The sequence below is a fragment of the Leisingera aquaemixtae genome, from assembly GCF_006740765.1.
GTDB classification, from domain to species: domain Bacteria; phylum Pseudomonadota; class Alphaproteobacteria; order Rhodobacterales; family Rhodobacteraceae; genus Leisingera; species Leisingera aquaemixtae.
In genome coordinates, this window is record NZ_CP041159.1 from 174,144 (window position 1) to 187,219 (window position 13,076).

A 13,076-nucleotide genomic window follows, 5' to 3' on the forward strand; every position below is an offset into this window, starting at 1 on the left:
CCGTTCAGGGCGGCTGAATGGATCATACCCTTGGCAATGGCCACAACGCCGCGTGCCTCCCGCGGGACCGGGCGGGCGGCTGCACGGGTGGTATTATGTAAAGACCTTTGAAAGGCGGGACTTTCCCGCTACGCTTTCCGCCGGGGAGGACTGCCGGATGGAACGCAGGCTGGCCGCCGTGCTGGCGGCGGATATGGTGGGCTACAGCCGCCTGATGGAAGCGGATGAGCAAGGCACGCTTGCCCGGCTGCGCACCCACAGGATTGAACTGATCGACCCCTCGATTGCCAAGAACCGGGGCTCCATCATCAAGACCACGGGCGACGGCATGCTGGTGGAATTTGCCAGCGTGTCTGATGCCGTGGCCTGCGCCGCGGAGATTCAGGGCCGGATGCGGCGGCGAAACAGCGATGTGCCGCCGGACCAGCGCATCCAGTTCAGGGTCGGGATCAACCTTGGCGACATCATCTATGAAGACGGCGACATCTACGGCAGCGGCGTCAACGTGGCGGCCCGGCTGGAGCAGGCGGCGGGGGTGGGGGAGATCTGCGTGTCCGGGGCGGTCTACGGCCAGGTGCGCGGCTCCTGCGGGTTTCTGTTCGAGGATCAGGGAGAGCAGTCCCTGAAAAATATCTCAGAACCGGTGCGCGTCTACCGCCTGTTGCTGGATGAGGGCGCGCCCGTGGCGGCAGAAGACGCCAGCGGGCCGGCGCCGGTGATGAAGCCCACCCTCGCCGTGCTGCCATTCGCCAACATGAGTGGCGATCCCGAGCAGGAGTTCTTTGCCGATGGGCTGACTGAGGACATCCTGACCGAACTCAGCCGCCGCCATGAGCTGTTCGTGATCTCCCGCAACTCGACCTTCGTCTACAAGGGGCAGGCGGTGAACATCCGCGAAGTGGCAGAGAAGCTTGGCGCCCGCTACATCGTCGAGGGCAGCGTGCGAAAAGGCGGCAGTCGGCTGCGGATCACTGTGCAGCTGATCGACAGCTGCAACGATTCCCATATCTGGGCGGAGAGGTACGACCGCACCCTCGACGATATCTTCGAGATCCAGGATGAGGTGACATCGGCGATTGTCGCCACCCTGCCGGGGCGGATCGAAGCGGCCCAGCAGGATGAGGTCTCGCGCAAGAAACCCGCGAGCCTCGCGGCCTATGAATGCGTGCTGGCGGCCAAGGTCCTGCATCACCGCAGCACGGCGGAGGACAATGCCAAGGCGATGGACCTCATCGACCGCGCGGTGGAGCTGGATCCGGAGTTTGCCCACGCCCACGCCTGGCGCGGCTGTATCCGCGGGCAGGCCTGGGGCTATGGCTGGTGTGACGATCCCGAGGCGATGCTGCAACTGGCGCTGGAGTCGATCCAGAAAGCCGCGTCGATGGATGACAATGATGCGGACGTGCACCGGCTGATGGCGGCGGTGTCCATCCTGCAGGAAAACCTCGATCAGGCGCAGTACCATCAGGAGCGCGCTCTGTCCCTGAACCCGAACTACGATCTGGTTGTGGTGCAGATGGGCGAGCTTCTGACCTGGCAGGGCAGGCCCGAGGAAGGCGCGGAATGGATCCGGAAGGCGATGCGCCTCAACCCGCATTTTCCGGTCCGCTTCTGGAGCCACTTGGGGAAGGCGCATTTCACCGCCCGCCTGTACGAAGAGGCGCTGACCGATTTCAAACGCCTGCCGTCAATGGACGCCGTGCAGACCGCGCTGGCGGCGGCCTGCCACAGCTGGCTGGGCAACACGCAGCAGGCGCAGGACTGCGTGGCGCAGATCCGCGCGATGCAGCCGGAGGCCACGGCAGAGGGCTTGCTGGCCGGGCTGCACTACGGGCGCAAGGAAGACGCCGCGCATTTCACCGATGGTCTGCGCAAGGCGGGGCTGGCCTAGGCAGCACCGAAAAAGGGCGCCGCAGCGGGCGCCCTTTGGTCCTGAAGGAAGCCTGGCTCAGGCCAGATCCTTATAGGAAATCTCCTTGGTGTCGGCGCCTTCACCCACCCGGCCGCGGCGCACGATCAGGCGGTTCAGCGCGTTCACATAGGCCTTGGCCGAGGCCACCACCGTATCGGTGTTGGCGCTTTCGCCGGTGGCGATATTGCCGTCCTCTTCCAGCCGCACGGAGACGGTCGCCTGCGCGTCGGTGCCCTCGGTCACCGCATGCACTTGGTAAAGCTGCAGCCGGGCGGTGTTCGGATAGATCTTGCGGATCGCCTTGAAGGTCGCGTCCACAGGCCCGTCGCCCTCGGCGGTCTCGGTCACATCCTTGCCGTCGATCTCCATCTCCACGGTGGCTTCCGCCGGGCCGCCGGTGCCGCAGACCACCTTCATCGAGACGATCTTGAGGTGATCGTTCTCCGCGTCCGTGCCGGTGCGCATCAGCGCGATGAGGTCGTCGTCGAACACTTCCTTCTTGCGGTCGGCCAGCTCCTTGAAGCGGACAAAGACGTCCTTCAGCTGGTTGTCGCCCACCTCGTAGCCCAAGTGCTCCAGCTTGTCGCGCAGGGCGGCGCGGCCGGAGTGTTTGCCCAAGGGCAGCGAAGTGCCGGAAAGGCCGATGTCCTCGGGCCGCATGATCTCGAAGTTCTCGCGGTTCTTCAGCATCCCGTCCTGGTGGATGCCGCTTTCATGGGCAAAGGCGTTCTTGCCGACAATCGCCTTGTTCGGCTGCACCACGAAACCGGAAACGGTCGAGACCCGGCGCGAGATATGCATGATCTTGGTGGTGTCGATGCCGGTGGACCAGGGCATGATGTCATTGCGCGTCTTCAGCGCCATCACCACTTCTTCAAGCGCGGTGTTGCCTGCGCGCTCACCAAGGCCGTTGATGGTGCATTCGATCTGGCGCGCACCGCCTGCGACGGCAGCCAGCGCGTTGGCGGTCGCCATCCCGAGGTCGTTGTGGCAGTGGGTGGCAAAGACCACCTCATCGGCGCCCGGCACGGTCTCGATCAGGCGTTTGATCAGGTCGGCGCTTTCCGCGGGCGCGGTGTAGCCCACGGTGTCGGGGATGTTGATGGTGGTGGCGCCGGCCTTGATGGCGATCTCGATCACCCGGCACAGGTAATCCCACTCGGTCCGGGTCGCATCCATCGGCGACCACTGCACGTTGTCCACCAGGTTGCGGGCGTGGGTCACGGTCTCGTGGATCTTGTCGGCCATTTCGTCCATCGTGAGGTTCGGGATGGCGCGGTGCAGCGGCGAGGTGCCGATAAAGGTGTGGATGCGCGGCTGCGCGGCCTTGCGCACCGCTTCGGCGCAGCGGTCGATATCCTTGAAGTTGGCGCGCGCCAGCCCGCAGATCACCGCGTTCTTCGAGCGCTCGGCAATCTCCGACACGGCGGCAAAGTCGCCTTCGGAGGCAATCGGGAAGCCGGCCTCAATAATGTCCACACCCATCTCGTCCAGAAGCTCCGCAATCTCCAGCTTCTCGTTATGGGTCATCGTGGCGCCGGGGCTCTGCTCGCCGTCGCGCAGGGTGGTGTCAAAAATCAATACACGGGATTTGTCGCCGGAAATCGGGGATGCGTTGGTCATATCGGTATCTCTTGTCTCTGTCCTAGGCCCTTCCAGGGCATCATTAGCCTTCGATGGCGCGCGTGCGGCAATCCTCTGAGCGGGCGCGCCGGAAGGGCACGCTCAGAGGCGGGCTAGGATCAGTAGGGCGCGCAGGGCTGCACCGCGGAATGCGGCGGCGGCAAAGGGAATATCTGCGCAAATGCTCATGGCACGGATTTATACAGAGGTGCAGCCGAATGGGAAGGGGGATTTTGACCTTGCGGCATGGCGGTGTGCCGGCAGCAGCAAACCTCCGTAAAACCTTGCCCGGTAATTTCAAGACAATGTTGAAAAAAGTGTATAATATAATTAAGGGCCGTAGCCAGTTTCAATGCGACAGTTTGTCTGCGCTGTATCAGCCCTAAGGTCAGATACGGCAGACAGCTTCGCGTTGGGAGAATTCCTGGCTCCTGCAGCCGGGATCCGGCGTCCTGATTAGAAGAGACGCCATCGATAGGAGGAAACAGTGTCGAAAAAAATTGTCCTTGGATATGACGACAGCGAGGCTGCCAAATCGGCGCTTGCTTTTGCCGTCAGCCTTGCCAAAGCACAAGGGGCAGAGCTGGTGATCGCGCATGTGCTGGAGTGGTCGCCCTATTCCTTCCTCACCCCGGAGGAGATCGAGCAGCGCCATAAGCGCCGCGAGGAGGAATTGAAGCGCGCAGAAGATGCCTTGCTGAAGCCCGTGTGCAAAAGCCTGGAAGATGACGGTGTCACCGTTGTGGCAGAGCTGAAATACGGCCATATCGCGGAAACCCTGATTGATGTGATCAAAAAGCATGGCGCCAGCCACCTGATCATCGGCCGCACCGGCCATTCCGGGCTGTCATCGCGGCTGTTCGGCTCGGTCGCGGGCACTCTGGCGCAGGCCGCGCCGGTTCCGGTCACCATTGTTCCGTAAAGATAAACTCAGAGGACAGTCATGAGTAATTCAATTAAGGCGGCAGCCCTGTCTGCGCCGCTGCTGCTGGCGGCAACCGCCCCGGCGATGGCACAAACCGTCGACGAGCGCGTCAATGAGATTTTCGCCAATTCGACCGGCTGGTTCGTCAACCTGATCTTCAGCCCGTTCCCGGGCACCAGCTTTCCCTGGATCGTTGCCTGGCTGGTGGTCGCGGCCACCGTGTTCACCGTCTACTTCGGCTTGATCCAGTTCCGCGCCTTCCCGCACTCGATCTCGCTGGTCAGGGGCGATTATTCCGACCCCAATGACGCGGGCGAAGTCAGCCACTTCCAGGCGCTGGCAACCGCGCTGTCGGGCACCGTCGGCCTGGGCAACATCGCAGGCGTTGCCGTTGCCGTCGGCATCGGCGGCCCCGGCGCGACCTTCTGGATGATCCTGGCAGGCCTGATGGGCATGGCCTCGAAATTCACCGAATGCACGCTGGGCGTCAAATACCGCAACGAGTTCCCGGACGGCCACGTGTCGGGCGGCCCGATGTACTATATGACCAAGGGCTTTGCAGAACGCGGCCTGCCGATGGGCAAATTCCTGGCGGTACTGTTCTCGATCTTCTGCATCCTCGGCGCGCTGGGCGGCGGCAACATGTTCCAGGCCAACCAGGCGCATGCGCAGATTTCCGGTGTTGTCGGCGAATACCCCGGCTGGATCACCGGCGTGGTGTTTGCAGGGGTTGTGTTCGCCGTGATCGTGGGCGGCCTGAAATCCATTGCGCGGGTGACCGAAAAGGTCGTTCCGTTCATGGGGGTCATGTATGTCGCAACCGCGCTGGTCATCCTGGCGATGAATGCCGACCAGATCGGCTGGGCCTTCGGCCAGATCTTTGACGGCGCCTTCACCGGTCTCGGCGTTGCCGGCGGCATGGTCGGCGCGCTGATCCAGGGCTTCAAGCGGGCGGCCTTCTCGAACGAGGCCGGCGTCGGCTCGGCAGCCATTGCCCACTCCGCCGTGCGCACCAAGGAGCCGATCACCGAAGGCTTCGTGTCGCTGCTGGAGCCGTTCATCGACACCGTGGTGATCTGCACCATGACCGCGCTGGTGATCATCATTACCGGCCAGCTGGTGCAGGACCCGAACACCGGCCTCTACCTGCTGGACGAGGGCGCAGCCACGATCCAGACCGTCGACGGCAACAAGGGCGTGGCGCTGACTTCGGCGGCCTTCTCCTCGGCCTTCGGCTGGTTCCAGTACGTGCTGGCGCTGGCGGTGATCCTGTTTGCCTTCTCCACCATGATCAGCTGGTCCTACTACGGCCTCAAGGCCTGGACCTTCCTGTTCGGCGAAGGCGAAACCAAGGAACTGGTGTTCAAGGTGATCTTCTGCATCTTCGTGGTGATTGGTGCCGCCGCCAACCTCGGCCCGGTGATCGACTTCTCCGACGCGGCGATCTTTGCCATGGCGGTGGTCAACATCATCGCGCTCTACTTCCTGATGCCGATCGTCAAGCGCGAGCTGAACAGCTACATGTCGCGGCTGAAAGCAGGCGAGATCAAGAAGTACGTCTGACCGGCTCTAGCCTGGTAATCAGACGGCTTTCAGACCCAAGCCTCTCCGGTTCGCCGGGGAGGCTTTTTTGATGAGAGGGCAGGGGCGGCTTCAGCCGCCCTGTTCCACGATCCGGCGCAGCCCGGCAATCTGGCCGGGCAGATCCGCGGCGCTTGACTGGCAGAAGCCGGTCAGCAGCCCCCGGGACCGGCCTTCGGGGTCGTGCGGCGACAGCGGCTGGACCCCGTAGCCCGCACTTGCGGCGCGGCGGCAGATCCGGACGTCCGCCAGCCCGCCCGCCAAGTGAAAGGCAATCTGCATCCCGGCGTTGTGCCGCCTGAAGGACCCCAGGGCTTCGGGCCACTGCGCCAGCGCATCTGCCGCCGCCGCATAGCGTTCGGAATAAAGCCTGCGGGCGCGGCGGATGTGCCGGTCGTACTGGCCGGAGGCCATGAATTCCGCCAGCGGCCGCTGCGCGGTGATCGCGGCGCCGGCGCTGGGCTGAAAAAACCGGGCCCGGAACCGCGGCACCAGCGCCGGCGGCAGGATCGCGTAGCCCAGCCGCAGCGCATGCGAGAACGTCTTGGAGAAGGTGCCCACATAGATGCAGCGCCCCTCCCGGTCGAGCGCGGCCATCGCGGGCACCGGCTGGCCGGCATAACGGAACTCGCTGTCGAAATCATCCTCGATGATCCAGCCGCCGCGCTCCCTGGCCGCCTGCAGGAAGGCCTGCCGCTGCGGCACCGGCAGGGTGCCGCCCAGTGGAAACTGGTGCGACGGCGTCAGCAGCGTGACCTTGGCCATCTGCCGCGGCACCTCCGCACCGCGCTCCCCGGCCCGCAGCCAGCGCACCGGCCAGCCGCGCGCCCCGGCAAAGCGCTGCGTCGGAGTGAACCCGGGGGCTTCCAGCGCAATATCCTCGCCCTCCACCAGGAAATCCATCGCCAGCTCCAGCGCCTCGCGCGCGCCGCTGGTGACCAGCACCTGATCCGCGCTGCAGTCTATCCCGCGCCAGCGCGCGGCATAGGCGGCAATCTCGCGCCGCAGTTCCGGATCGCCAAAGGAATCTTCCTGGTGGCTCAGGCTGAGCGGATCCATCCGTGCCACACGTGAAACACAGCGTGCCCAGGACCGGGCCGGAAACACCGCCGGGTCCGGCGCGCCGGGCTGCAGCATCCCCGGCGCGGGCGGGACCGCCGCAGGCTGCGGCCGCGGCGGTGCTTCGGGCGGCTGGATCGGCGCCACGTCGCAGACAAAGATCCCCGCACCGCGCCGCGCCTCGGCAAAGCCTTCGGCCACCAGCTGCTCATAGGCCGTCACCACGGTGGAGCGCGCCACCCCCAGATCCTGCGCCAGCGCCCGGGAGGACGGCAGCCGGGTGCCGATGGCCAGGCTGCCGCTGCTGATCTGGCGGCGCAGCGCGCTGACGATTTGCAGATAGATGGGCTCGGCGCTGGCCTTGGACAGCAGTCCGGACAGGTCAATCATACTGGACTGCTCTTTTTGTCTGAAACTGGAAGTTAATTACAGTCCAGTTTGCGCATAGCACTCCCCCTGACACAACAAGAATTCACGAGGTCCGCAAATGCGCCAGCCCGATACCGAAACCGCCCTGAAAACCGAGCGCAGCCGCCTGCGCCGCGCCCATGAACGCGGGCTCTATGACCGCGAGACGGTGTATCAGGTGCTCGACGCCATGCCGCTGGCCCATATCGGCTATCAGATCAATGGCGCCCCATCGGTGCTGCCGACGCTGCAATGGCGCGAGGGCGATCATGTCTATTGGCACGGCTCCGCCGCCAGCCGGGCGATCCGCGCGATGGAGGGGGCGGAGGTCTGCCTGACGGTCACCTGCATGGACGGCTACGTTCTGGCCCGCTCCGCCTTCCATCACTCGGTCAACTTCCGCTCCGCGATGCTGTTCGGGATGGCGGAGAAAGTCACGGATGAGGAGGCCAAGGCGGCCAGCCTCAAGGCGATGGTCGACCACATCTTCCCCGGCCGCTGGGACGCCTTGCGGCCGATGACCCGGAAGGAGCTGAAGGCCACCGCCCTGATGCGGATGCCGATCGAGGAGGGGGCGGCCAAGATCCGCTCCGGAGCGCCCAAGGACGACGAGGAGGATTACGCCCTGCCGATCTGGGCGGGCGTGGTGCCGATGGCGATGGAGCTGAAGCCGCCGCAGCCGGATCCTGCCAATCTGGAGGGCGTCGCGATGCCGGATCACCTGAGCCGCATCCGCATCGGCTGAAAACGAAAAAGGCGCGCCGCCCTGGCGCGCCCTTTATTCATCGGGGCCTATTCTGTCTGGCTGGCGCCCTCTGCCCCGGTGCTGACCAGCGCGCCGTTCTCCCAGGTGCCGTCCGCCTTCTGGCCGCTGGCATATTTCATCGTGCCGGGCCCCTGGCGCTTGCCGTTGACAAAACTGCCCTCGTAGACGTCGCCATTGGCATAGGTCGCCACGCCCTGGCCATAGATCTTGCCTTCCTGCCATTCGCCTTCATAGGTGAAGCCGTCGGGCATCACGATCTTGCCCTGCCCGTGGCGCTGGCTGTCGGCAAATGCGCCAGTGTAGACCGAGCCGTCGGCATAGGTGACCACCGCTTCGCCGTGGCGCTGCCCGTTCTGCCAGCCGCCGTCGTAGCGGTAGCCGTCGGCATAGGTCATCACCCCCTGGCCGTGGTTCTTGGCGTTCTTGAAGCCGCCGGTATAGCTGATCCCGCTGGGGTAGGTGGCGGTGCCTTTGCCCTCGATCACCCCGGCCACCCATTCGCCTTCGTAGGTGGAGCCGTCGGGATAGGTGATCTTGCCCTGGCCTTCGGCCAGATCATCGCGGAAATCGCCCTCATAGACCGATCCGTCAGGATAAACAGCCTTGCCCTTGCCTTCGATCTGCCCCTTCACCCAGGCGCCGGTGTAGCTGTAGCCGTCCTTCTCGGTGAAGGTGCCGGTGCCGTGGCGCTGATCGTCCAGGAAGTCGCCCGTGTAGACATCGCCATTGGCGTAGGTCTGCGTGCCGGTGCCGTGGCGGCGGCCTTCTTGCAGCGCGCCTTCATAGATGTCGCCATTGGGCTGCACCAGGCGGCCGGTGCCATGCATCTGGCTGGTCATCCATTCGCCTTCGTAGACCAGCCCGTCCGAGGTCTCCAGCCGGCCTTGCCCCTGCAGCTGGCCATCCGCCACGCTGCCTGCATAGACGGTGCCCTCGGCATAGGTGATCTTGGCCTGGCCCTGCTGGCGCCCTTCGGCCCAGTCGCCGTCATAGGTATAGCCGTCCGGCGATTGCATCACGCCCTTGCCGTGCCGCTTGCCATTGGCAAAGCTGCCCTGATAGCGCACGCCGCTGGCATAGACCGATACCCCGTCGCCGTGGATCTGGCCGTCCTGCCATTCGCCCTCATAGGTGCTGCCGTCAGCGCGGGTCAGCTTGCCCAGACCGTGCGGCTTGCCCTGGGCGAACTCGCCTTCATAGATTGAGCCGTCCGGGAACCGTGCCACCCCCTGGCCGCGGACCTCGCCCTCGACCCACTCGCCGGTGTATTCATAGCCGTTCGGCAGCTTGTAAGTGCCTGTGCCATGCTGCAGCCCGCCTTTGAAGGTGCCCTCGTAGACGCCGCCGATCTCATCCTGCGTGGTGATGATCTCCCCCTCCTGGGCAAAGGCCGGCGCGGCCAGTGCCAGGATCGTGGAAAGCGCGATTGCGGTGCCGAAACGGGTCATTCAAAACCTCTGCCTGCCCAGGAATTACGGTGCTGCTGCCATATTGGGTTGCTCGCCCGGAAACTAAGCTACCGCAGGCGGGGCCGCAATGTCTTTTCCCCGGCACCAGGCCCTTGCTCTTTTCCTTGGCCGTCAATCTGGTAAATGGCTGAAGAAGGATTTTTGCAAAGGGCCGATGCAGCATGGCAGACCGTTTCCGCGTGACACTGGCGCAGCTGAACCCCACGGTGGGCGATCTGGCAGGCAACGCCGCCAAGGCCCGCGCCGCCTGGGAGGCAGGCCGCGAGGCCGGCGCCGATCTGGTGGCGCTGCCGGAAATGTTCATCACCGGCTACAATACCCAGGATCTGGTGATGAAGCCGGTGTTCCACCAGGCCGCCATCGCCGAGGTTGAAAAGCTGGCGGCGGACTGCACCGGCGGCCCGGCGCTGGCGATTGGCGGGCCGTGGGTCGAGGGCGGCCGGCTCTACAATGCCTATCTGATCCTGAAGGACGGCAAGATCGCCTCGCGCAGCCTCAAGCATCACCTGCCGAACGAGACCGTGTTTGACGAGGTCCGCCTGTTCGAGGCCGGGCCGCTGGGCGGCCCCTATTCCGTCAGCAACACCCGCATCGGCTCCCCCATCTGCGAGGACGGCTGGCATGAGGATGTGGCGGAAACCCTGGCCGAGACCGGCGCCGAGTTCCTGCTGATCCCCAACGGCTCGCCTTATTTCCGCAACAAGATGGAAGTGCGCTTCAACATGATGGTGGCGCGGGCGGTCGAAACCCATCTGCCGGTGATCTACCTGAACATGGTGGGCGGCCAGGACGACCAGGTGTTCGACGGCGGTTCCTTCGCCTTGAACCCGGGCGGCGCGCTGGCGGTGCAGATGCCGCTGTTCGACGAGTGCATCACCCAGCTCGACCTCATCCGCACCGGGGACGGCTGGCGCGTGGAGGAAGGCGAAAAGGCGCATCTGCCGGACGAATGGGAGCAGGACTACCGGGTGATGGTGGAATCCCTGCGCGACTACATGGGCAAGACCGGCTTCAAGAAGGTGCTTTTGGGTCTGTCCGGCGGCGTCGACTCGGCGATTGTCGCGGCCATCGCGGTGGATGCGCTGGGGGCTGAGAATGTCCGCTGCGTGATGCTGCCGTCGGAATACACCAGCCGGGAATCGCTCGACGATGCCGAAGCCGTCGCCAAGGCGCTGGGCGTCCGCTACGACTTTGTTCCGATCAGCGAAGGGCGCGAAGCCATCACAAATACCCTGGCGCCGCTGTTTGCCGGCCTCGATGCGGATATCACCGAGGAAAACATCCAGTCCCGCCTGCGCGGCCTGCTGCTGATGGCAATGTCCAACAAGTTCGGCGAGATGCTTCTGACCACCGGCAACAAGTCCGAAGTCGCCGTGGGCTATGCCACCATCTATGGCGACATGAACGGCGGGTACAATCCGATCAAGGACCTCTACAAAACCCGCGTGTTCGAGACCTGCCGCTGGCGCAACGCCAACCACCGCCCCTGGATGAAGGGTCCGGCGGGCGAGGTGATCCGCCCCAATGTGATCGACAAGCCGCCCTCGGCGGAACTGCGCGAAGATCAGAAGGACAGCGACAGCCTGCCGGACTACCCGGAACTGGACGCCATTCTGGAAATTCTGGTCGATTTGGAGGGTTCAATCGCGGATTGTGTCGCGGCGGGCTTTTCCCGGGATGTGGCCAAACGGGTCGAGCATCTGCTTTATATCAGCGAATACAAACGCTTCCAGTCCGCGCCCGGCGCCCGGCTGACGCCGCGGGCGTTCTGGCTGGACCGCCGGTACCCGATTGTGAACCGCTGGCGCGACCCTACCTGAGGCGCGCGTTAACCCCTTGAAGGCGCGGGTCTTTTCCGCGCTTTCGGCCCTTTCTCCGGGCAGCTTCCGTAACGGTAAAGTCCTGATATGCGGCGAAAAAAACACAATACCGCAATGCGCGGCAGAGGCGGCCGCGTGGACGCTGGACCGCCGAATCCGCAGCGGGCATAGAGGCCTCATGCCTGGACCGAGACTGCCTCATTTCCAATCCAATCTGGCCTTGCCCAAGGCTGTCGACGCCGTGGTGATCGGCGGCGGCATCATTGGCGCGGCCACCGCGCTGGAACTGGCTGAGCGCGGCCACTCTGTGCTGTTGTGCGAAAAGGGGCAGATCGCGGGCGAGCAAAGCTCGCGCAACTGGGGGTGGGTGCGGATCTCCTGCCGCGATCCGCGGGAAATCCCGCTGATGGCGGAATCGCTGCGGCTTTGGGAAGGGCTGGCGGCGCGCACCGGGCAGGACACCGGGTTCACCCGCTCCGGCATTCTCTACACCGCGGACACAGCCAAGCGCGAGGCGCAGCTGGAGCGCTGGCTGCGCAACCTCGACGGCTGGGGGCAGGCGGCCCGGATGGTGCGCGGGCCGCAGCTGGCGCAGCTGATGCCGGGCCATCAGACCAAAACCCGCAGCGCCCTGCTGACGCCGATGGACGGGCGGGCCGAGCCGCAGATGGCCACCCACGCAATTGCCACTGCCGCCCAGGCCGCGGGCGCCAAGATCATGACCGAATGCGCGGTGCGCAGCGTCGAAACATCGGCCGGGCGCATCAGCGGCGTGATGACGGAACGCGGCCGCGTCGCCTGTTCGGCGGTGGTGGTGGCGGGCGGCGCCTGGTCGCGGCTGTTTCTCGGCAATGCGGGCATCAGCCTGCCGCAATTGAAGGTCCTGAACTCGGTCCTGCGCACCTCGCCGGTGCAGGGCGGGCCGGACATCGCGGTGCGCACCGGAAACCTGGGCCTGCGCAAGCGGGCCGATTGCGGCTACACGGTCTCGGACGCGCTGGAGAACATGGTCGATATCGTGCCCGACAGCTTCCGCCTGGGCTGGACGTTTCTGCCCAGCCTCCGCCACGAATGGCGCGCGCTGCAATTCCGCGTCACCAGCCGCTGGCGCGAGGAGGCGGCGCAGGCCCGCCGCTGGCAGCCGCTGCAGACAACCCCGTTCGAGCTGTGCCGGGTGCTGGACCCGGCGCCGTCGCAGAAGGCGCTGAAAAGCGGCTGGGCGGCGGCGCAAAAGGCCTTTCCGGTGCTGCAGGGCGCCGATGTGGTGCAAAGCTGGGGCGGGCTGATCGACGTGACCCCGGACGCGATCCCAGTGATCTCGCAGGCCGACGAGCTGCCGGGCCTGTTCATCGCCACCGGGTTTTCCGGCCACGGCTTTGGCATCGGCCCGGCCGCGGGCAAACTGGCCGCCGATCTGGTGACCGGCGACACCCCCGTGGTGGATCCGCATGACTTCCGCCTGTCGCGCTTTACCGACGGCAGCAGATACGGGCCGCAAAGCGGCTACTGACCG

At 65.1% G+C, this 13,076-nt stretch carries 9 protein-coding genes; 6 read left to right on the top strand and 3 right to left on the bottom strand.

Annotation, left to right across the window (positions count from 1 at the left end):
* Positions 1-157 precede the first annotated feature (157 nt).
* Complete coding sequence (locus R2C4_RS02680; RefSeq protein ID WP_141889484.1) at positions 158-1,891, top strand: adenylate/guanylate cyclase domain-containing protein; 1,734 nt, start codon at positions 158-160, stop codon at positions 1,889-1,891.
* Between the two features lie 57 nt (positions 1,892-1,948).
* Here the strand turns inward: R2C4_RS02680 and R2C4_RS02685 are convergent, their stop codons facing one another.
* Positions 1,949-3,535, bottom strand: coding sequence for a 2-isopropylmalate synthase (locus R2C4_RS02685; protein ID WP_141889485.1), 1,587 nt, complete (start codon positions 3,533-3,535; stop codon positions 1,949-1,951).
* 487 nt (positions 3,536-4,022) lie between these two features.
* Between R2C4_RS02685 and R2C4_RS02690 the strand changes: the two genes are divergently transcribed.
* Positions 4,023-4,457, top strand: coding sequence for a universal stress protein (locus R2C4_RS02690; RefSeq protein WP_141889486.1), 435 nt, complete (start codon positions 4,023-4,025; stop codon positions 4,455-4,457).
* A gap of 21 nt (positions 4,458-4,478) precedes the next feature.
* Positions 4,479-6,023: an alanine/glycine:cation symporter family protein gene (locus tag R2C4_RS02695; protein ID WP_058286355.1), complete on the top strand. Its 1,545-nt coding sequence runs from the start codon at positions 4,479-4,481 to the stop codon at positions 6,021-6,023.
* A gap of 90 nt (positions 6,024-6,113) precedes the next feature.
* On the opposite strand, the gene pdxR is transcribed toward R2C4_RS02695, so the two are convergent.
* Positions 6,114-7,490 carry a MocR-like pyridoxine biosynthesis transcription factor PdxR gene (pdxR, locus tag R2C4_RS02700; protein ID WP_141889487.1) on the bottom strand — a complete coding sequence of 459 codons (1,377 nt, stop codon included), beginning with the start codon at positions 7,488-7,490 and terminating at the stop codon, positions 6,114-6,116.
* 97 nt (positions 7,491-7,587) lie between these two features.
* On the opposite strand from pdxR, the gene R2C4_RS02705 reads away from it, so the two are divergent.
* On the top strand, positions 7,588-8,253 hold the full coding sequence (locus tag R2C4_RS02705; protein WP_141889488.1) for a pyridoxamine 5'-phosphate oxidase family protein: 666 nt from the start codon (positions 7,588-7,590) through the stop codon (positions 8,251-8,253).
* A gap of 47 nt (positions 8,254-8,300) precedes the next feature.
* Here R2C4_RS02705 and R2C4_RS02710 read toward each other — a convergent pair whose 3' ends face one another.
* Positions 8,301-9,722 (bottom strand): MORN repeat-containing protein, encoded by a 1,422-nt coding sequence (locus R2C4_RS02710; RefSeq protein WP_141889489.1) that lies wholly within the window; start codon positions 9,720-9,722, stop codon positions 8,301-8,303.
* 182 nt (positions 9,723-9,904) lie between these two features.
* Here R2C4_RS02710 and R2C4_RS02715 point away from each other — a divergent pair, with 182 nt between their 5' ends.
* Both R2C4_RS02715 and R2C4_RS02720 read left to right on the top strand, forming a co-directional pair.
* Positions 9,905-11,563, top strand: a complete 1,659-nt coding sequence (locus R2C4_RS02715; RefSeq protein ID WP_141889490.1) for an NAD+ synthase — start codon at positions 9,905-9,907, stop codon at positions 11,561-11,563.
* 178 nt (positions 11,564-11,741) lie between these two features.
* Positions 11,742-13,073: an NAD(P)/FAD-dependent oxidoreductase gene (locus tag R2C4_RS02720; protein WP_141889491.1), complete on the top strand. Its 1,332-nt coding sequence runs from the start codon at positions 11,742-11,744 to the stop codon at positions 13,071-13,073.
* Positions 13,074-13,076: the final 3 nt, after the last annotated feature.